Consider the following 19,389-nt stretch of genomic DNA (forward strand, 5'->3'; position numbering starts at 1 on the left):
CATCCTGGCCGCCATCGCGCTGCCGGCCTACCAGGACTACGTCGCCCGCTCGCAGGTGTCGGAAGGCATGAGCCTGGCGTCGGGTGCGAAGACGGCTGTGGCCGAGTACTACGCGAACTATGGCGCGTGGCCGACCGACAACCCGGCTGCTGGCTTGGCCACTGCCGCGTCGATCAAGGGCAAGTACGTGACGAGCGCGACCGTTGCTACGGGCAAGATCAACCTGGTCTTCAACGAGACGTCGACGAGCTCGAAGATCAAGGGCGCGGGCACGGGCCTCACGCTGAGCCCGGTGGACAATCAGGGTTCGATCTCGTGGACCTGCACCGGCGGTTCGATCGGTGCGAAGTACCGTCCGAGCTCCTGCCGCTAATCGCCGGCTGGACGAGAAGGGCCGCGAGAGCGGCCCTTCTTTTTTGCGTATGGCCTCAACGCGCGTCATTGCAGCAGTGCTCGCGGTCGTGCTTGCGACTGTCATAATCGCCGCCTATTGGCCCGGCCTCCACGGGCCATTCCTGTTCGACGATTACGCCAATCTCCCAGCACTCGGCGCCTTTGGCCCGGTCGACAATTTTCGTACTTTCGCGTACTACCTCACCTCCGGCCGAGCGGATCCTACTGGCCGACCGTTGGCGCTGCTGTCATTTCTGATTGATGCGCGTGATTGGCCTGCAGATCCGGCATCATTCAAACGCACCAACCTCGCGCTGCACGTAGCCGTCGCGCTTCTGCTCTTCGACACCGGGCGCCGCGTGTTGATGCAACTCGGTCGCGACGCTACACAAGCGACGCTATGCAGTGCCGTCGGTGCCGCGCTCTGGGCCGTTCACCCAATGCTTGTGTCGACGACACTTTACGTCGTGCAGCGAGAAGCGATTCTTGCATCGCTTTTCACGGTTCTGGGCCTCTGGACGACCGTATCGCTGTGGCCAAGCATTCAAGCGGGTGAACCCCGGGCCCGTTGGACATTCGCCGCCAGCATAACGTTGGCGACGTTACTCGCTACCCTTTGCAAAGCTAACGGCGCCCTCCTTCCGTTGCTTGCGAGCGTCCTCATGGGAACGGTGCTGTGGACACCCGCGCCGCTCCCCCGCGCATCGCAGCGCGTCGTTGGGCTCGTTATCGGCGTCCCTTCTGTTTCCCTGCTGCTCGTACTGGCTGGTTTAGGAATCCGAGGAATCGGCTTGGGGCTTATTCCGCAGCGCAATTGGTCAGTGATCGACCGATTGATGACGGAGCCGCGCATACTGGCAACGTATTTGCGCGATTTGCTGCTCCCTCGAACGGACACTACGGGGCTCTTCAACGACGCTACCGTTCCCTCCTACTCCTTGATCGAGCCAGCCAGCACACTACCTGCAATAGCGTTGGTTGGAGCGCTCCTGACAATCGGCTGGCGTTTTCGGAAAACTCAGCCACTCGTCGCACTCGCCATCCTGTTCTTCTTCTCGGCGCATCTTCTCGAGTCCACCGTCATCCCACTCGAACTTGCATTCGAGCATCGCAACTACGCCGCGTCGCTCTTCCTATTTCTGCCGGCCGCCGACTGGCTCATCGGTGGGGGGCGTCGTGCTCTGGCCTCGCGACGATGGCGACACGCGACCTACTTCGTAGCGGGCGTGCTGCCACTCCTGCTTGCCGGCCTCACCTGGACGCGCGCCAGCGTTTGGGGCGACGAAAGTCGCCAAGCATTGGCGTGGGCGGCAAATGTTCCTCTTTCCGCCCGGGCACAGACCTTTGCAGCGCGACATGAAATCGATGCCGGCGCGCCTGCTGTTGCGGCCGGGCGCGCCCGCTTGGCGCTTGCGAGAACCCCCGCTGAGCCACAGCTCGCACTCGCATTGCTGGACGCTGGCTGCATTCAAGGCGGCGTCGGCCCCTCCGACCTCGAGCTTGCAGAAACCGCCCTGAGAACCAGCCATGTGCTGACCAGCCAGATCTACAACTGGGTGTCGTTTCATGTTGCGCAAAGCGCCGAAAATGGCTGTCGCGGGTTGGATCGTGCAAGCCTCTCTCGGCTCGTTGAAGCGCTTGGCGAAAACCCCGCTGGACACACCATCCCCGGCCGTCTGCAAGACGTCGCCCAGCTTCGAGGTGAGCTGGCGATCACTACTGGCGACCGCGCACACGCGGAGTACTGGTTCCAACGTGCTTACGACGCCGATCCGCGCCCTGCCGTAGCCCTACAGCAATCGGCGCTGCTCGCTCAGCATGGATTGCCGTGCGAGGCGCTACATGTTCTGCGACACGCACACGACCGTCTCGTAATGCGGCCGAAGATCGAGTTATCCATGCAGGGTCTGCATGCGTATCTGCTATGGCGAGACGGTTACTGGAAACGCGAGGCCCTTCGACTCGACACGATAGTGCGTCATGAAGCCGACGATCAGTGCCATGCGTAAGGTCTGCATCGCCGCGCCGCTAGCGACACTGAACCTCGCAATTGCGGCACTACTAGTGGGCATGACCGTGGCCATTTACTGGCCTGGTCTCCACGGCGGCTTTCTCTTCGACGACATCCCGAATCTGGTGGGCGCCACCGAGTGGCGGATGACCGAATTCACTGCGGATCAAGTCCGGCGCGTAGTCGGGGCGGACATGACAGGGGCGTTCGGGCGAGGCCTGGCAATGCTCACGTTTGGCCTCAACCATCTACTGACAGGTGACAGCCTGTGGTGGATGAAGTTGACCAACGTGCTAATCCACGCTTTGAACGGTGTCCTCATATGGCGGCTCAGCCGATGGATGTGTCAGCGCCTCGATGGCCGTGCAGGAGATATGGCGCCGCTCCTCATCGCGACCGCATGGCTCTTACACCCGCTACAGGTATCGACGGTCCTCTACACGATCCAGAGAATGGAGCTTGGTGCGCAATGCATGGTGCTTGCGTGCCTGCTAGCGTATGTGCGCGGGCGCGAGGCCAGCTTGCGCGGGCAGCACAGCCTGTCGTGGTTTGCACTCGCGGCCGCATTCGTCGTCGTGGGTCTGGGGTTCAAGGAATCGGCCGCGCTGGCGCCGGCGTTCTGCGCACTCATCGAGATATTCGTGCTGCGGTTCGCTTGTCGTAACGCCACGACGTCGAGGCAGCTACGGATCGCCTACGGTGCCGCCGCGTTCATCGCGGTCGCGATTTACGCTACCTATGTCGTGCCACATTTCGCCACGGCCGAGATGTATCGGGCGCGCGATTTCTCGGCGTGGCAGCGGTTGCTTACGCAGCCGCGCGTACTTGTGCTCTACGCTTCGGAAGCGTTATTCCCCTTGCCCGATCGCTTCCGGTTCTACTACGACGACATCGTTGCCTCGACGGATCTCACGACACCTTGGCTGACGAGCGTGTGCTTGCTGCTTCTCCTCGCGTCCGTGGGCGGAGCATGGATGTTGCGCAAGCGGCGCCCAGTACTCGCTCTCGGACTGATGTGGTTTCTCGTTGCGCACGCGCTGACGAGCAATGTGGTTCCTCTCGAGCTTGCGTTCGAGCACCGAAACTACCTGGCGCTTCTTGGACTGTGCTGGGCGGTATTCGATGTCGGCAAGTTGCTGACAGGTCCCCTCAACAGAGACGCGCGGCTAACTTTGGGAGCGCTGGCCGTGTTGGTGCTTGCCGGCGCCACGCTTCTTCAGACGCTCACATGGGGCGACCCTTTCCGCCTCGCCGTTGCGCTGGATGCCCGGGCGTCGCAGTCTTCTCGCGCGGCCTACGGTTTGGGCGTCGCTATTTATGGACGCACGGGAGACGATTCCAATGTGCCTGCATGGTCACTTGCGCATCGCCAGTTCGAGGTCGCCAGCCAGCGCAGTCCCCACAGCATTCTCGGGGACCAGGCGATCATTCTGATGGACAGTCGCGCGGGACGGTCGGTTCCTGCCGCGCGATGGTCAGTACTGCGTCAGAAGTTGACCTCCAGCGGCGATCGCCCCGAAAACCTGATGGCATTGGACGCGCTGGTCGCATGCGCAATGCAACCACACTGCGGAGTTGACCAAACGCCGTTGGGCGACGCTCTCGAGTATGCCGCCCGTCACAATCCGACCTCGCGAGATCTTGAGCGACTGCGAAGTTCGTTACAGATTGTTGGCCAATCCAGTGTCTCGAAGGGCGCGCTCACCACCCCGCTGCAGTCAGCGCCGCGCTGAAATCGGCTTGCGCGATGTTGGCACTGAACTTGCAAGCAATGTCGTGGGGATAACGGACGCGCACCCCAATGGTCGGAAAGAGGTTGAGGGCGGTTCCGACCGGCGCACCGGGAACGAGGTGGGAACCATGTCCAAGCAGTCGGGTTTTACATTGATCGAGCTCATGATCGTCGTCGCGATCATTGCCATCTTGGCTGCCGTGGCGCTACCCGCTTATCGCGACTACGTCACCCGGGCTCAGGTTTCTGAGGGTTTTTCCTTGGCCACAAGCGCAAAGGTCGCGATCGCGACCTACTACGGCGAATACAGCGCTTATCCCAATAACAATGCATCGGCTGGTATGGCGCTCCCCGCATCGATCAAGGGGAAGTACGTCAGCGCCGTAGTGGTCGACAATACGGGCTCGATCACGATCACCTATGGTGGCGGGAGCAACGCGGCCATCAACGGCCAATCGATGACGATGCAAGCGACGAACAACGGCGGCGCGCTGAACTGGACCTGCTCCGGTCTGCCGCGTAAATACTTGCCCTCGAACTGCTGATCACGCGACCTGCGCTTTGCGGAAGAGCATTAAGGGCTCTTCCGGGTTAACGCCCCAGCGTTCCGCGTCGAACCCGGGCAGGACATCGCCATGATCAAGAGGCGATGGTACGAGCCCAGTGCGTCCAATCTGCTCGAAGACGTCTCCTCCGAACAGTCGCACGTGGTCGTCTTGTCCGTAGAGCTGCTCGCGCGCGGACGGCGCGCTTACGGCACGATCTTCAATTGTGCGGGCAAGTCCCGCACACCAAGGGGTCTGCAGAATGGCTGTTCCTGCGTGCGCCAAGACGCGCCGGATCTCGCCCGTCGCCCGGTCCAGTTGCGTTACATGCTCCAACACGTGATTGGCGATGACGATGTCGAAGCTTTCGGGCTCGAATGGTAAGGATTCGAGGTTAAGGCGGTCGATGCCAGGTCGGGACGGCATGAGATCGCCGCGGACATAGCGCGCCGGTAATTGCGATTCGATCCATCGTTCCAGCACGGGCTCAGGCGCAAGATGCAGAACTCGCGCGCCGGCGAAGCGATCGCCGAGATCCGTGTTTTCGAGATAGAGACGGAGGTGCCGGTCGCGATCCGTGCATCCGCAACGCGGACACGCGAAGTGGTCGAGGTCACTTCCGATCATGTGCAGTTCCCGCATGAGCGGTGGCGCGGCGCGCCAACCGCCACGCCACGGGAGGAAGCACGGCACAGTCCGCGCGCAGACGACGCAGAACCGCCGGCGGCCGAATACCGTCGCAATGATTCCCGCGGCCAGCGCGCCGCCTGAAGCCCAAGCGGCTTTGAATCGGAAGGTCGACATCGGTCTCCTCAGGGAAAAAAGACGCCGCGCCGACGCCACGCCACCGAGCTCGCTGCGCGTAACGGGCCTAGGAGTACTTGTCCTGCCACCCATGCGCGGCTCGCGTCCAGGCCGCGGATCGAACGCAGCGTCGCGGCCAGTTCCGGCACCGCTCCCAAACGCCCGCCGAGTAGGGTATGCACCGTGGTTCGACCGAGCATACGGCCCGCAGCGCGTCGCGCGTCGTGTGGCATCGCCCCCTGTGCGAGCGCCTCAACGATCGCGTCGACATGGCCTTGTAGCACGACCTCAGGAAGCGACGTAATCATCGAGCCCGGCGAACGCCAGCGGTACGCAGCAAGTGGCGCATCGATGTAGGCAAGATCGCCCTTCGCGGCCAACCGGATATGCAGGCGGTAATCGATGTAGGGCGGCGACACACCCAGCACTGCGTCGATGGCCTGCCGCCGGTACAGCAACGTGCTGTGACACAGGAAATTTCCGCGCCTCAATAACTCGCGCCCGTCGATGGTCGTCCCCACGTCGCGGTTGAAGACACCCAACGGTCGCTCGTCCGGCGCGATGACGGTCGCATTCGTGTAAACGGCTGGCGACCGGGGAGACTTGGCGAGGCGGTCGAGCTGCATCGCCAGCTTGCCGGGCAGCCAATAGTCGTCACCATCGAGGTGAGCGACGAATGCGCCGCGCGCGCGCGCGACGAGACTTGAAAGATTCGCGCTCGGCCCAAGCCGGGTCGGGTTGAAGATCGCGTGCACTCGCGGGTCAACGTCGGCAATCGATTGCGCGATGTCACGCGTGCTATCGACGGAACCGTCGTCGCCGACCAATACCTCCACCGCTTCCGCGCCAACCTGATCCAGCACCGACGAGATGCAGCGGCGGATGAATGCCGCATGCTGGTATGTCGTGATGCATACCGTGACGAGTGGGTCAGGCGACGTGTTCACGGGACCACCAGCGTCGAAGCTCCTCGCGCGCTCCCGCGTGCGACAACGACGTCACCAACAGGGTCGTAAGCACGAGCGTCCCGACGATTAGGAACGCAGCCAGACGCCCGGGGGCGCCGTAGGTGGCGAGCCACGATGCCGCCACGACGCATGCCAAGCCGCCAAGGAGTGGCCGCAAGCAGTCGGTCGCGAACCAGCGGGCTTGCCGAGCCGCCAGGAAATGACGATGAATCACAGGCAGCCACAGGAGTGCGAACGCCATATTCGCCGCGGCATAGACAACAGCGGCCGCGCGAGCGCCCCAAACAGCCGCGGCAACGGCCAGCAATGGAGCTTGGATCAATGCCTGGCTCGCCGTGACTTTGGCATGGAGGCCCAGCTGCCCGCGCGCATTCTGGAGCTGGTACGCCTGCGCCATGATCGCAACGGCGATGTTGCCGACCCCGTACATCGCCGCGATCCAAACAGGGTCGATCGTCGCTGCGCGAACGCTGGGGATGAGCAGGGCGCCTCCAGCGATGATCGCCACTAGCGCTGTCGTGCCAAGCGAAACAGACAGCGCCGTCCCCAGTCCGTACAGCGCTCGCAGATGGTCCTCATCACCACTGGAGACAAGGCGTGTAAGCCGCGGTTGAATCGCGGTTTGGAGTGCGCCAACCGTTAGCGTGACGGCAGACGCCATGTGGACGCCTAAGGAATAGGCACCATAGTCCTTCAGCGCGAGCACCGAAGACAAAACGAACCGGTCGAGTTGCGAACTCGCCAGCCATAGCGCGGATAGCCCGGCAAGGGCCAGCGAGAAGCGGACTTGCGTATTGAGTTCAGCGCGTTCAAGCGGTGACGCGGGTACGTGCAGGACACGCTCTAGCACAATGCGGTAACCGACCATTTCGGCAAGCGATACGACGGGCTGCATGGCAAAGAAGCCGACTACGCCCGTGTCGGTCATCACCGCGGCTGCCAGAGCTCCAAGGGTGCGTGCGACCGCCGCCATCCCTTGTATGACATTAACCGCCACTTGCCTCTCGAGCGCAGCCAGCGCCGCGCGATCGAGCAGCATCGGCATCCGTAATGCGAGCGCCGCGGCAATCAAGATAAGAACAGCGTGTGTCGTCCCGGCATCGAGTTGCGCTGGCCCCAGCCAGCGCAATGCGATCGGCCGCGCAAGCGCGAGGAACGCGACGAACAACATCGCTGCGAGGGCCGTGATCGGCCGACGCGCGACGCCGATGAGAGTGCGAATTTCGCCCAGCCCGCCACGTCCATGGTGCCAAGCAGTTGCGCGCGCAAGCCCCGCGGTTATGCCGGCATCGAACAAGGGAAGAAGCCCCTGCAGCAGCAGATGGAATCCGACGAGGCCGTAGGCGTCGGCTCCCAATTCACGGTAGATGAGCGGCGCCGACAACACGCTCGCGACGGCCGCGATGCCAGTACCCGCGATGCTAGCCAGCACGTTGTGCCGTAGGCGGCTCGTCACGGCCGGTCGATATCCGTGAGCTGCCTCTCCAGTTCGAGTAGGCGACGGCTTCGCGCCTTAAGGCGTCGGGCAGGCGCGCCGCCATAGATGCCGAACGCCTCGCAACGCCCACGCACGAGCGACAGTGCCGCGACGGCCGCGCCCTCTTCCAGCACGGCCCCCGGCAATACCACGCTGCCGCAGCCTACGATGACGTGCCTACCGATTTCGACGTCGGCATGCTTCACCGCAGTCAACGCTTCCGGCACTGTCGGATTCGTCATCGCGTAGCCCGAGTAGTCATCACTGCTCGAATAGATCGATACGCGCGATGACAGATTGGCGAAGTCGCCCAGTCGCATCCGTCCACGACCGATGAGGCTGGTGTACGCCGCGACATGGACATGGCGCCCGATCTCGATTCCGCCAGTACCTGCGCTCAGCAAGCAGAAATCGTCGATTCGAACGTGGTCGCCGAGAACGATGCGTTGGGCCCCATGGAAACTCGCCAAACGGGAAATGCGCACCTCGCGCCCGTATGCGGCGAAGCCGATGCGCTCGAGTTCGTCAGGGGCCAGAAACGTCGTCATCCACCGCGGACCACATCGATAACACGCTGCTGATCATCGGGTGACAGCTCTGGATAGATCGGCAAGCAGATCACACTATCGGCCGCCTGCCGCGCGACCGGCAAGCCGGCGGGCGCCGCGCTCGGGCGGCCGCGATACATCGGAAAGTCGCTGATAAGCGGGTAGAAATAGCGTCGACCGTAGATGCCAGCGCTCTTCAATTGGCGATACAGCTCATCACGACTGCATCGAAATGCCTCCCGTACGAAGACGGGATAGTAGCTGCCGTTCGGCTCATGCTCGTCCATCGCTTCGAGGCGCTCCAGACCGCGGATGCTGCCGAATGCAGCGTCGTAACGCACCGCAATCTCCCGACGGCGGTCGATGCAATCGTCAACATGCGCGAGCTGGCGAAGCCCCAGCGCAGCCTGGAACTCGTTCATCTTGCCGTTGATTCCGGCCGCCACAACGGTCACTTCATCAGCGAACCCAAAGTTCTTGAGATAGTCGATCCGCTGCTTCGTCTGTGCGTCGCGAGAAACGATAGCCCCGCCTTCGAAAGTGTTGAACACCTTGGTGGCGTGGAAACTCATGATGGCGAGGTCACCAAACGCAGCCAGGCTCTGCCCGCGATAGCGCGCGCCAAATCCGTGCGCGGCGTCATAGATCGTTCTTAGCCCGTACGTGTCGGCGATGCGCTGGATCGCTTCCACGTCAGCGGGTCGACCGTACACATGGACCGGCATGATCGCAGTCGTCCGCGGGGTGATAGCAGCCTCAATGCGTGCGGGGTCGATCGACAGCGAGACGGGGTCGATGTCGACAAAAACGGGCTCGATGCCGTTCCACAGAAGCGAGTGCGCGGTGGCGACGAACGAGTAAGGCGTCGTGATCACCTCACCGGAAATCCGCAGGCATTGCAGCGCCGTAATCAGCGCGATCGTCGCGTTGGCAAACAAGGATACGAATGGAACGCCCAGGTACGACGCAAGCGCGCGCTCGAACTCGCGATGAAACGCGGCGCCGTTCGTGAGGTCGCGACGCGTCCAGATGCGCTCCAGATCCGGCATCAACTCTTCGAGCGGCGGAAGGAACGGCCGGGTGACGTAGATGTCGCGATCGCTCATGTCATTTCCTTTCGGGCCCGCGGCTCCATCCATCACGTATGCCCCGCGCCATCGCTGCCAGCTGCGGCCACCTGACAGCGTCGAAAATCCCGTGGACTACTGCTGTCAGCACCAGCTTGGGGACGAGCCAGATCTTCCAAACGCGTGGCACATAGGACCGGCGGACCAGGGCCGTCGCGTTGCGGAAGAGATAGTAATGCCGACTCGGGCCACGGTACGGCCAGATGCGCCATCCGAACCACCAGAAACGCCAAGTCTTCTCTCCCATGCGGTGGACGAAACTGATCTCCGGGACGCCGTACAGGGCTGCACCTTTTGCGCGAACGCGGAAACTCCACTCGGTGTCCACGTGATCGATGAAAAACCCGTCCTCCGGTCCGCCCAGCTCCGTGAACATTCGCGCAGAGGCCAAAGTGCCGCTGCCGTTGAGACTGGAACAGGGGACCGGTGGCCCGGCGACCGGATGCACCCGCGACCAGCGCAGTCCGCGGATTTGATGAAAGCCGTGGTCGAGGCCCGTGGCGTCGTCGATCAGACGCGGGCCCACGCATGTCAACTCCCCGAGCTGCATCACAAGTCGCTCGCGGGCCTCGACCAGGCGCTGGACCTCGCCCGCGCTAGCCTCCGTGTCCTGATCGAGGAGTAAGACGACTTCCGCACCGCGCCCCAGCGCGTGGACGATGCCGACGTTCAATGCACGTGCAAGGCCGAGGTTGCTTCCGTTGTAGATGACGTCGGCACCAACAGCTGCTGCAAGCGCATCGATTGCTTGCCGGCGACTGTGACTGGAACCGTTGTCGACGACGATGCGGTGCGCGTCTCGTGGAAGATGATTCAATTGACGCGCCAGGACGTCGAGGTCGGGCTCGAAGGTGACGGTTACGGTGGCCAGACGTCTCGACACAGCGGGCTCACATTCGCTACTCGCGAAGGCGTGGCTCGGCGTGCCGGCACCCATTCGACTAAACTCCGCGCCCAATTTCGCGCTTCAACAGCGCGGCGTAGCGGCTTGCCACGCTAGTCCAATCGAGCTGTGACAGTGCGGCCTGGCGTGCGGCGATCGCACGCGAACGTGCTCCGTCAGGGTCATCCAGGACCGCCGAGATCGCGTCTACAAGTGCAGCTGTATCGACTGCGTCCACACGGGCCAGATGTCCGCCTGCAATCCGCTCGAGTTCAACCGACGCTGCTACACGTCCGATGATCGCAGGGCATTCGCACCCGACCGCTTCAATGGCAACGAGGCCCAGACCCTCCTGATCGCCGGAACTTGCTTCCACGAACGGGGCGACGAAGACCGCCGCGCGCCGGTAGTACGCGGGCAGCCCGGAGTGACGCACAGCGCCTTCAAAACTTATGAACGCATCGAGTCCGGCATCGAGCACCTGCTGCTGCAACGCCGGTGCGTCGGGGCCGCTTCCCACTATCGTCAGGCGCGCGTTGGGGTGACGCCGAAGCAACTCCGGCATCGCGGCAACAAGATGCCTGACGCCCTTCTTTTCGACGAGGCGGCCGACGAAAAGGATCTCGTCGTCACGACGCACGACGGAGCGGTCGGGCGCAAAAAGGCACGTCAAATCGACCCCCATCGGCATGACCTCGACATCGCCCCTGAAGCCGAGGCGCTCGACCGATTCGCGCATTGGGGAGCTTACAACCGTAACGCACGAGGCAATTCGCAATGCAGCACGCTTGGCCCAACGGCCAAGGAGGCCCCGGAACATGAAGAGGTCACCGCCGTGCGATGTCAGCACGACGGGCGGCAGACGTCTCACCGCAAGTCCAGCGGCGGCCAGTGCCATGCCTTGCGGTATCAGCCAATGCGCATGCACGACATCGAATGCGCCGCGCGTGAGGGCGCGCCAGGTCGCATGTATCTGCGCCGCAAAGAAAAGTGGGAGAATGAACCAACACAGCGGTCGCCGCCGCAGGTTCGATGCGAGTCCTCCGGCGTGGACGAGCGTTTCCAGGCTCGCCGGCCCATATCGATAGCGCTGAATGTCCACGCCGTCCAACGCTTCCCGCACGGATGCGCCATCGGCGTGCGGAGTCAGGACGGTAACCTCAAAGTCCCGCACCAAACGGCGACACAGTTCGTGGACGAAGCCCGGCTCGGTGTCACCGGCCCAACGCGGGTATGTCGACGCGAGGACAAGCAAACGATGCCGCGCGTCAGGTGCGTCGGACATCAGCGCCTGCCTGTTTCGTCGCGCGCCGTCAGGTACGTCAGCGACGTGATCTGCTCTGAAACCAACCCGATGAGAAAGACGATCACCGATGCGCTGAGTAGCAGAGCGCTCATGTTGGTGAACCGGTGCTGCGTGGCGAAGGTGTACGCGTAATAGGCGATGCCCAAACCACCGAACGTCACCGATACCGGCGCAAAAAGCTTGAGCGGCGAATAAAGGGTCGCGATTTTGAAGATGATTAAAAGAAATCGCACGCCGTCCCGCAACGGGCGGATGTGGCTGCGACCGATGCGCTGCGCAACCGGAATAGGCACGTAGGCGACCGGATATCCGCTGCGGAAGAAGGCCATCGTCGACGTTGTTGGATATGAGAAACCGTTCGGCAGGAGATGCAGGAACTCGCGGAAGCGCGCAGCCCGAACGGCCCGGAACCCGGAAGTGAGGTCGGCGACCAGGTGACCGGTCATCCAGCTGGCAAGCCGATTGTAGAAGGCGTTGGCAACACCGCGGCTTCGGTTAGCCTGCCCGCTTGCATCACGCGCGCCGACGACCATGTCGTATCCGTCGTCCAGCCGCCTCAGCAACACGTCGATGTGCGAGGGGTCATGCTGTCCATCGGCATCCATGAAGACGATGATGTCGCCATTCGCCGCACGCGCGCCTCGCTTGATCGCCGCGCCATTGCCCATGGAATAAGGCGAGGAGAGGACCCGTGCTCCGTGCTCACGAGCAACGCGGGCGGTGGCGTCCGTGGACCCGTCGTCCGACACGATCACTTCGGCATCAGGAAAAGCCGCTCGCAAAATAGGCAATGTCTTCGCGAGCCCTGCTTCTTCGTTTTTCGCGGGCAGTACGATCGTCAGCGACATCCCGATTCCTGTTGATGGCCGTTGTCAGGCGCTCGCCCAAGGCTTTACGCCGACGTCGCCCTCGAAGCGGAGATCAGCGCCGATCGAAGGCATTGCGTCAACGCCTGCTCGGTCCCCGTCTCCCTCTAGGCGACCTGGTGGCTCCGCGAGCGGCCCGTCGGAAGTGTCGTCGCTGGCGACCGGCCGCCGCCCGCGCCGTTCCTGAAGGGCGCCAGGACGATAGTCGAAAATGGCGGTGTCGTCCGCAATGCGTGGCCCGGATTTTGCGTTAGAGTCCTGAGAGGGGCTGGAAAAGGGTCAACATGAATACCGTCGCTGCCGCCAATCTGGTGGGGATCACGGGCATTGCCCGTCGTCTGGTGCTCGACGGAGCGCTGGATGAGAGCGTCGCGCGCGAGGCCATGTCCGCCGCGACCACGGAAAAGAAGCCGCTCGCGGTCTACCTGTCGGACCGCCGGCTGGTGTCGGCCGCCAGCATGGCCGCCGCCAATTCGGTCGAGTTCGGGGTACCGCTGCTCGACGCGAACGCGTTCGACCCCAGCCAGTCGGCCATCAAGCTGGTCAACGAGGAACTGCTCCGCAAGCATGGGGTGCTGCCGCTGTTCAGGCGCGGCAACCGGCTGTTCGTCGGCGTCACCGACCCGACGAACTCGCACGCGCTCGACGAAATCAAGTTCCAGACGAACCTGGCCGTCGAAGGCATCCTGGTCGACGCCGACACGATCGCCCGCTGCCTGGACCGCTGGGCAGACACCTCCGACACGCTCGGCGACGGCGGCGGCGATGACGAGGGCCTCGAGAACCTGGAAGTCGGCAAGGACGACGACTTGGGTGCGGCCGGCGACTCCGGCGTCGACGCCAAGGGCGACGACACACCCGTCGTCCGCTTCGTCAACAAGGTTCTGGTCGACGCGATCCGTCGCGGCGCTTCGGACATCCACTTCGAGCCCTACGAGACGGATTTCCGGGTGCGCATGCGCATCGACGGCATCCTGAAGAACGTCGCGAAGGCGCCGTCGAAGCTCTCGACCCGAATCGCCGCGCGCCTGAAGGTCATGGCGCAGCTGGACATCGCGGAAAAGCGAGTCCCGCAGGACGGGCGCATCAAGCTCAACCTGTCCAAGACGAAGCAGATCGACTTCCGCGCGAGCACCCTGCCGACGCTGTTCGGCGAGAAGGTGGTGCTGCGTATCCTCGACGGCAGCGCGGCCAAGCTCGGCATCGACAAGCTCGGCTACGAGGACGACCAGAAGGATCTGTTCCTCAGCGCTATCGCCAAGCCCTACGGCATGGTGCTCGTGACCGGCCCGACTGGCTCGGGTAAGACGGTGTCGCTCTATACGGCGCTCAACATCCTCAACGACGAGACCCGCAACATCTCGACGGTCGAGGATCCGGTCGAAATCCGCGTCGCGGGCATCAATCAGGTCCAGCAGAACCAGAAGCGCGGCATGACGTTCGCCGCCGCCCTGCGCTCGTTCCTGCGCCAGGACCCGGACGTCATCATGGTCGGCGAAATCCGCGACCTCGAGACGGCCGAGATCGCCGTCAAGGCGGCGCAGACCGGTCACATGGTGCTGTCGACCCTGCACACGAACGACGCGCCGCAGACCGTCGCCCGCCTGATGAACATGGGCATCGCGCCCTACAACATCATTTCGTCGGTCTCGCTGATCATCGCCCAGCGTCTCGCCCGCCGCCTGCATGACTGCAAGCGCCCGGTCCAGCTCCCCGAGCACGCCCTGATCGCCGAGGGCTTCACGCCCGAGGAAATCGCGACCGGCTTCACGGTGTACGAAGCCGTTGGTTGCCCGGATTGCACCGAGGGGTACAAGGGGCGGACGGGCATCTACCAGGTCATGCCGATGACGGAAGAGATCCAGGCGATCATTCTGGAAGGCGGGAACGCCATGCAGATCGCTCAGGCGTCGCAACGTTCTGGCATCCGGGATCTGCGCCAGTCCGCGCTCATGAAGGTGCGCAACGGCGTCACCAGCCTTGCCGAAATCAACCGCGTCACGAAGGACTAAGGGACTAAGCCATGTCCGCGAGCCGATCGACAGTCAAAACCACCGCCCGCGCCAACGACGGCCTGCAGACCTTCACCTGGGTCGGCAAGGACAAGCGCGGCGTCGTCATGAAGGGCGAGCAGGCGGCGAAGAACATCAACCTGGTCAAGGCGGAACTGCGCCGGCAGGGAATCACGCCGCAGACGGTGAAGCCGAAGTCGAAGCCTCTGTTCGGTGCGGCCGGCAGCGCGATCAAGCCGCGTGACATCGCGATCTTCAGCCGCCAGATCGCCACGATGATGAAATCGGGCGTGCCGATCGTGAGCGCGCTCGAGATCATCGGCAACGGCAACAAGAATCCGCGCATGCGCGCGATGGTCGACTCGATCCGGGGCGACATCCAGGGCGGCATGTCGTTCACCGAGGCGCTGACCAAGCATCCGGTGCAGTTCGACGAGCTCTACCGCAACCTCGTCCGTGCCGGCGAAGCCGCAGGCGTGCTCGAGACGGTGCTCGATACGATCGCCACCTACAAGGAAAACCTCGAGGCACTGAAGGGCAAGATCAAGAAGGCGATGTTCTACCCGGCGATGGTCGTCGCCGTTGCGCTGATCGTCAGCGCGATTCTTCTCGTGTTCGTCGTGCCGCAGTTCCAGGAAGTGTTCAAGGGCTTCGGCGCCGACCTGCCCGCCTTCACACTGATGATCATCCACCTCAGCGACTTCATGGTGTCGTGGTGGTGGCTGATGCTGCTTGGACTTATCGGCGCAGGCGTCGCATTCATTGCGGCGAAGAAGCGCTCGCTCGCGTTCCAGCACTTCCTCGATCGCATGATCCTGAAGGTGCCGGTGATCGGCCAGATCATGCACAACTCATCGATCGCACGCTTCTCGCGCACGCTCGGCGTTACGTTCAAGGCGGGCGTGCCGCTGGTCGAGGCGCTGGATACCGTCGCAGGCGCAACGGGTAACGCGGTCTACACCGACGCGGTCTATCGCATCCGCGACGACGTGGCGGTCGGCTACCCGGTCAACATGGCGATGAAGCAGGTCAACCTGTTCCCGCACATGGTCATCCAGATGACGGCGATCGGCGAAGAAGCCGGCGCGCTCGACACCATGCTCTTCAAGGTCGCCGAGTTCTATGAGCAGGAGGTCAACAACGCGGTCGACGCGCTGTCCAGCCTGCTCGAGCCGATGATCATGGTGTTCCTCGGCGTGATCGTCGGCGGCATGGTCGTGGCCATGTACCTGCCGATCTTCAAGCTCGCTTCGGTCGTCTGACGCTGGATGGCGTTTCTCGATCAGAACCCCCAGCTCGGTTACCCGCTCGCAGCAGGCTTCGGCCTGCTGGTAGGCAGTTTCCTCAACGTCGTCATCCTCCGGCTGCCGACGCGGCTGGAGTGGACGTGGAAGCGCGATTCGCGCGAAGTGCTCGGGCTCGACGAGGTCTACGACCCGCCGCCGCCGGGCATCGTGGTCGAGCGCTCGCATTGCCCGCACTGCAAGCACGTCCTCAGCTGGTACGAGAACATCCCGCTCTTCAGCTGGCTGGCGTTGAGGGGCCGCTGCCGGCACTGCAAGGCGCCGATTTCGCCGCAGTACCCGCTCGTCGAACTCATGACGATGCTGCTGTTCCTCGCCTGCGTGGCCCGTTTCGGGTTCGGCTGGCAGGGTTTCGGCGCGATGCTGTTCACCGGCTTCCTGATCTCGATGTCGGGCATCGACCTGCGCACGCAGCTGTTGCCCGATTCACTGACGCTCCCGTTGATGTGGCTGGGCCTGATCGCGGCGTCGGACCATCTCTACATCCCCGCCAAGCCCGCGCTGATCGGCGCGGCCGTGGGCTACGCGAGCCTGTGGTCGGTGTGGTGGCTGTTCAAGCAGCTCACCGGCAAGGAAGGCATGGGGCACGGTGACTTCAAGCTGCTCGCAGCGATCGGTGCGTGGACGGGTCTGCGGGGCATCCTGCCGACGATACTGATCGCCTCGCTCGCGGGCGCGATCATCGGCTCGATCTGGCTGGCGATGAAGGGCCGCGATCGCGCAACGCCGATTCCCTTCGGCCCCTATCTCGCGATCGGCGGCTGGATCGTGTTTTTCTGGGGCGACACGCTGGTCAACAGCTACCTGCAGTTCGCGCACCTGCGTTGACCTCGGGTATGGCGGTAACGCCCAAACCGGGCTTCCGGCCCGATATCGAAGGGTTGCGGGCGCTGGCAATAGTGCTGGTCGTCGCGTGCCACGCGGGACTGCCGGGCTTCGCCGGCGGGTTCATCGGCGTCGACGTGTTCTTCGTGATCTCCGGGTACGTGATCACGCGATTGCTCGTCTCCGAATGGGCGGCGAACGGACGCGTCGATTTCACTGCGTTCTACGCGCGCCGCGCGAGACGTCTCGTCCCAGCACTGCTACTGATGCTCGGAGCGACGGGGTTCGCGGCCGCTGTACTGCTCGCGCCGTGGGAACAGTCCGAGCAGTCGGTGTCCATTACGGCGGCCGCGCTTTGGATCAGCAACATCCGCTTCGCGCTTGCCGATCTCGACTATTTCGCGCCCGAAGGCGCGTCCAACGTGGTGCTTCATACCTGGTCGCTCGGCGTCGAGGAGCAGTTTTACCTCGTATGGCCCGCCTGGCTGCTCGCGTGTCTCGGCGCATGGAGCTGGCAACGCCGTAATGCCAGTACGAGTCAGCTGCTCGCAAGTCTCTCCGCCACGTTGCCAATCGCCCTCTTTCTAGCCGCAGCGATGACAGTCGCTGCGCCGCGACTGGGCTTCTACATGATGCCGGCGCGATTCTGGCAATTCACTGTCGGTGCGCTCGTCTATGCGGCAGTCGACGAGCGTCGCCGCACAGCCGGTCCGCGGGCAGCGGCTTTTGTCGGCGTCGTCGGGTGCGCGTCAATCGGGCTCGCGTGCGCACTGATCGACAGTCGCACGTCGTATCCCAGTCCGTGGTCACTCGCACCGACCCTCGGGGCGGCGTTGCTTCTCGCCGCGGGCAGTCTGGCGCCAGGCAACGCCGTCAGTAACGTGTTGTCGACTCGCGCGGGGCAGGCCATCGGGCGTTTGTCGTACGGCTGGTACCTGTGGCACTGGCCACTACTCGTGCTTGGCAGCGGCGCCGTGATCGTGCCGAGCGTGTCACTGCGCATTGCACTCTCGCTCGCCGCGCTTGGCCTGGCTGCGATCTCCTATCGCCTCGTCGAACGGCCGCTGCGTCGCCCCGACGGCCGTCGCGCCGGGCAACTACGCTCGCTGGCGACAGCGGTTTCGGCATTGCTCGCGGTGGCGCTCGGCGCGTACACGTGGGCACAGCATGTGCCGCGCTGGATGCACATCGCATCCCAGCAGCGAATCGAGGCGGCGCGGACGGATATACCTTCCATCTACGGGAAAGGCTGCGACGACTGGTACAACAGCGACCGCCTCATGCCGTGCATCGACGGCGACCGGCACGCGCCCCATACGGCCGTGGTCCTAGGCGACAGCGTTGCATTGCAGTGGTATCCCGCACTCGCGAAAGTCTTCGCACGCGAAGGCTGGCGCCTCATCGTCCTGACCAAATCGTCGTGCCCGGCCGCAGATATCGACTTCGTCTACGAGCGGATCGGTCGGCGCTACGACGAGTGCACGCGATGGCGGCGTGCTGCGCTCGACTACGTTGTGCATGCGACGCGAGCGGACCTGGTCCTGATTGGTTCGTCGGCGGCGTATCCGTTTTCGCGGACCGAATGGTCGGCCGGTACGCGCAGTGTCCTGGCAAGTCTCGCTCCGGCCACACCCCGGATCTACGTGATTCGCCCAACGCCAATGCTTGGCTTTGACGGTCTTGCCTGCCTTGGTCGCCTCGCATGGCGCCCGGAATGGTTGCGCTCCGCGGCCGGCTGCTCCGTTCCTATGCAACATGCTTCGGCGTTCGACGGCGTGCGCGACGCGATTGCCGCGTACCCGACGGTTCGCATTGTCGATCTCGATACAGACGTGTGTCCGAATGGGCGGTGCTCGGCCTATCGCGACGGCCGTATCGCCTATCGAGATGGCATGCACCTCACCGCATCGTTCGCGCAGACGTTCGAACCCCAATTCCGCCGTGCGCTGGAGCCCGGCATACGCGATGCGGAAGGTCAGCCGGTCGCGAGCCGCTGATAACGCTCATGAAGGGCGTGGGCCTGATTGGTCAGTGCTTCGCGCGTTCCCGTGTTGACGACCACATCGTCCGCGATCGCCAGACGCTGCGCCCGGGTCGCCTGTGCAGCGATCATGCGGTCGGCGAGCGCGCCGTCGATTCCGTCACGGGCGATCAGGCGCTCGTGCTGCACTTCGACCGGCACGTCGACGACGAGGATGCGGGAAAAGTAGGGATATGACGCACGCCCGCCGCCTTCGGCCAGCAGCGGGATCGCCGCGACGACGTAGGGCGATGTCGCCTCGCGGCACCGCTGCTCGATCGTGCTGCGGACCAGCGGATGCACGATCGCTTCGAGCGCAGCGCGCGCGTCGGGTGCGTCGAAGACGCGTCGTCGCAGTGCGGCGCGGTCGAGCTGGCCGTCGGGTTGCAGGACATCGGCGCCGAAGCGTGCGACGACCGCCGCCAGCCCGGGCGTGCCCGGCGCTACGACCTCGCGCGCAATGACGTCGGCATCGACCACCTCGATACCTCGCGCTTCGAACTGCCGCGCGACTTCCGATTTGCCGCACGCGATGCCGCCGGTCAGGCCGATGACATAGGGCTGCATG

Annotated in this window: 17 protein-coding genes; 8 read left to right on the forward strand and 9 right to left on the reverse strand. The window is 63.7% G+C overall.

Annotated features, from left to right (window positions below):
• The first annotated feature begins 1 nt into the window (after nucleotide 1).
• The 4 genes from EVS83_RS11575 to EVS83_RS11590 all read left to right on the forward strand — a co-directional run bounded on the left by EVS83_RS11575 (nucleotide 2) and on the right by EVS83_RS11590 (nucleotide 4,681).
• The gene (locus EVS83_RS11575; RefSeq protein ID WP_246022904.1) at nucleotides 2–373 is read left to right on the forward strand and encodes a pilin; all 372 of its coding nucleotides are present in this window, start codon (nucleotides 2–4) and stop codon (nucleotides 371–373) included.
• On the forward strand, nucleotides 342–2,402 hold the full coding sequence (locus EVS83_RS11580) for a HEPN domain-containing protein (protein WP_133501203.1): 2,061 nt from the start codon (nucleotides 342–344) through the stop codon (nucleotides 2,400–2,402). Before EVS83_RS11575 ends, EVS83_RS11580 begins: the two co-directional genes overlap by 32 nt.
• The gene (locus tag EVS83_RS11585; RefSeq protein ID WP_133501204.1) at nucleotides 2,374–4,137 is read left to right on the forward strand and encodes a hypothetical protein; all 1,764 of its coding nucleotides are present in this window, start codon (nucleotides 2,374–2,376) and stop codon (nucleotides 4,135–4,137) included. The genes EVS83_RS11580 and EVS83_RS11585 overlap by 29 nt, the downstream gene beginning before the upstream one ends.
• Before the next feature lie 127 nt (nucleotides 4,138–4,264).
• On the forward strand, nucleotides 4,265–4,681 hold the full coding sequence (locus tag EVS83_RS11590) for a pilin (RefSeq protein WP_133501205.1): 417 nt from the start codon (nucleotides 4,265–4,267) through the stop codon (nucleotides 4,679–4,681).
• Here EVS83_RS11590 and EVS83_RS11595 read toward each other — a convergent pair whose 3' ends face one another.
• Genes EVS83_RS11595 through EVS83_RS11630 form a run of 8 tightly spaced genes read right to left on the reverse strand, consistent with a single transcriptional unit; the run spans nucleotide 4,682 to nucleotide 12,642 of the window.
• Nucleotides 4,682–5,485: a methyltransferase domain-containing protein gene (locus EVS83_RS11595; protein WP_166636890.1), complete on the reverse strand. Its 804-nt coding sequence runs from the start codon at nucleotides 5,483–5,485 to the stop codon at nucleotides 4,682–4,684.
• A gap of 8 nt (nucleotides 5,486–5,493) precedes the next feature.
• The gene (locus EVS83_RS11600; protein WP_133501207.1) at nucleotides 5,494–6,432 is read right to left on the reverse strand and encodes a glycosyltransferase family 2 protein; all 939 of its coding nucleotides are present in this window, start codon (nucleotides 6,430–6,432) and stop codon (nucleotides 5,494–5,496) included.
• Nucleotides 6,416–7,909, reverse strand: coding sequence for a lipopolysaccharide biosynthesis protein (locus tag EVS83_RS11605; protein ID WP_133501208.1), 1,494 nt, complete (start codon nucleotides 7,907–7,909; stop codon nucleotides 6,416–6,418). The genes EVS83_RS11600 and EVS83_RS11605 overlap by 17 nt, the downstream gene beginning before the upstream one ends.
• Nucleotides 7,906–8,478 carry an acyltransferase gene (locus EVS83_RS11610; RefSeq protein WP_133501209.1) on the reverse strand — a complete coding sequence of 191 codons (573 nt, stop codon included), beginning with the start codon at nucleotides 8,476–8,478 and terminating at the stop codon, nucleotides 7,906–7,908. The genes EVS83_RS11605 and EVS83_RS11610 overlap by 4 nt, the downstream gene beginning before the upstream one ends.
• Nucleotides 8,475–9,584, reverse strand: coding sequence for a DegT/DnrJ/EryC1/StrS family aminotransferase (locus EVS83_RS11615; protein ID WP_133501210.1), 1,110 nt, complete (start codon nucleotides 9,582–9,584; stop codon nucleotides 8,475–8,477). Before EVS83_RS11615 ends, EVS83_RS11610 begins: the two co-directional genes overlap by 4 nt.
• A 1-nt stretch (nucleotide 9,585) precedes the next feature.
• Nucleotides 9,586–10,542 (reverse strand): glycosyltransferase family 2 protein, encoded by a 957-nt coding sequence (locus EVS83_RS11620; protein ID WP_133501211.1) that lies wholly within the window; start codon nucleotides 10,540–10,542, stop codon nucleotides 9,586–9,588.
• 4 nt (nucleotides 10,543–10,546) lie between these two features.
• The gene (locus EVS83_RS11625; protein WP_133501212.1) at nucleotides 10,547–11,773 is read right to left on the reverse strand and encodes a glycosyltransferase family 4 protein; all 1,227 of its coding nucleotides are present in this window, start codon (nucleotides 11,771–11,773) and stop codon (nucleotides 10,547–10,549) included.
• The gene (locus tag EVS83_RS11630; protein ID WP_133501213.1) at nucleotides 11,773–12,642 is read right to left on the reverse strand and encodes a glycosyltransferase family 2 protein; all 870 of its coding nucleotides are present in this window, start codon (nucleotides 12,640–12,642) and stop codon (nucleotides 11,773–11,775) included. Before EVS83_RS11630 ends, EVS83_RS11625 begins: the two co-directional genes overlap by 1 nt.
• A gap of 302 nt (nucleotides 12,643–12,944) precedes the next feature.
• Here EVS83_RS11630 and pilB point away from each other — a divergent pair, with 302 nt between their 5' ends.
• The 4 genes from pilB to EVS83_RS11650 are packed head-to-tail and all read left to right on the forward strand — an operon-like array spanning nucleotide 12,945 to nucleotide 18,798.
• Entirely contained in the window at nucleotides 12,945–14,672 is a 1,728-nt protein-coding gene (gene pilB / locus EVS83_RS11635) for a type IV-A pilus assembly ATPase PilB (protein ID WP_133501214.1), read from the forward strand.
• Nucleotides 14,673–14,683: 11 nt separating this feature from the next.
• Nucleotides 14,684–15,934, forward strand: a complete 1,251-nt coding sequence (locus EVS83_RS11640) for a type II secretion system F family protein (RefSeq protein WP_133501215.1) — start codon at nucleotides 14,684–14,686, stop codon at nucleotides 15,932–15,934.
• Between the two features lie 6 nt (nucleotides 15,935–15,940).
• Nucleotides 15,941–16,804 carry a prepilin peptidase gene (locus EVS83_RS11645; RefSeq protein WP_133501216.1) on the forward strand — a complete coding sequence of 288 codons (864 nt, stop codon included), beginning with the start codon at nucleotides 15,941–15,943 and terminating at the stop codon, nucleotides 16,802–16,804.
• 8 nt (nucleotides 16,805–16,812) lie between these two features.
• Nucleotides 16,813–18,798 carry an acyltransferase family protein gene (locus tag EVS83_RS11650; RefSeq protein ID WP_133501217.1) on the forward strand — a complete coding sequence of 662 codons (1,986 nt, stop codon included), beginning with the start codon at nucleotides 16,813–16,815 and terminating at the stop codon, nucleotides 18,796–18,798.
• Here EVS83_RS11650 and coaE read toward each other — a convergent pair.
• On the reverse strand, nucleotides 18,777–19,388 hold the full coding sequence (gene coaE, locus EVS83_RS11655; RefSeq protein WP_133501218.1) for a dephospho-CoA kinase: 612 nt from the start codon (nucleotides 19,386–19,388) through the stop codon (nucleotides 18,777–18,779). The genes EVS83_RS11650 and coaE overlap by 22 nt on opposite strands.
• Nucleotide 19,389 lies beyond the last annotated feature (1 nt).

Source organism: Cognatilysobacter terrigena, assembly GCF_004361065.1.
GTDB classification, from domain to species: domain Bacteria; phylum Pseudomonadota; class Gammaproteobacteria; order Xanthomonadales; family Xanthomonadaceae; genus Cognatilysobacter; species Cognatilysobacter terrigena.

Excerpts from the sequence above, each read along its gene's own strand:
- EVS83_RS11585 (WP_133501204.1), top strand. The coding sequence starts at position 2,374 with ATGAAGCCGACGATCAGTGCCATGCGTAAGGTCTGCATCGCCGCGCCG.
- EVS83_RS11590 (WP_133501205.1), top strand. The coding sequence starts at position 4,265 with ATGTCCAAGCAGTCGGGTTTTACATTGATCGAGCTCATGATCGTCGTC.
- EVS83_RS11595 (WP_166636890.1), bottom strand. The coding sequence starts at position 5,485 with ATGTCGACCTTCCGATTCAAAGCCGCTTGGGCTTCAGGCGGCGCGCTG.
- EVS83_RS11610 (WP_133501209.1), bottom strand. The coding sequence starts at position 8,478 with ATGACGACGTTTCTGGCCCCTGACGAACTCGAGCGCATCGGCTTCGCC.
- EVS83_RS11615 (WP_133501210.1), bottom strand. The coding sequence starts at position 9,584 with ATGAGCGATCGCGACATCTACGTCACCCGGCCGTTCCTTCCGCCGCTC.
- EVS83_RS11620 (WP_133501211.1), bottom strand. The coding sequence starts at position 10,542 with ATGGGTGCCGGCACGCCGAGCCACGCCTTCGCGAGTAGCGAATGTGAG.
- EVS83_RS11625 (WP_133501212.1), bottom strand. The coding sequence starts at position 11,773 with ATGTCCGACGCACCTGACGCGCGGCATCGTTTGCTTGTCCTCGCGTCG.
- EVS83_RS11630 (WP_133501213.1), bottom strand. The coding sequence starts at position 12,642 with ATGTCGCTGACGATCGTACTGCCCGCGAAAAACGAAGAAGCAGGGCTC.
- pilB (WP_133501214.1), top strand. The coding sequence starts at position 12,945 with ATGAATACCGTCGCTGCCGCCAATCTGGTGGGGATCACGGGCATTGCC.
- EVS83_RS11640 (WP_133501215.1), top strand. The coding sequence starts at position 14,684 with ATGTCCGCGAGCCGATCGACAGTCAAAACCACCGCCCGCGCCAACGAC.
- EVS83_RS11645 (WP_133501216.1), top strand. The coding sequence starts at position 15,941 with ATGGCGTTTCTCGATCAGAACCCCCAGCTCGGTTACCCGCTCGCAGCA.
- EVS83_RS11650 (WP_133501217.1), top strand. The coding sequence starts at position 16,813 with ATGGCGGTAACGCCCAAACCGGGCTTCCGGCCCGATATCGAAGGGTTG.
- coaE (WP_133501218.1), bottom strand. The coding sequence starts at position 19,388 with ATGCAGCCCTATGTCATCGGCCTGACCGGCGGCATCGCGTGCGGCAAA.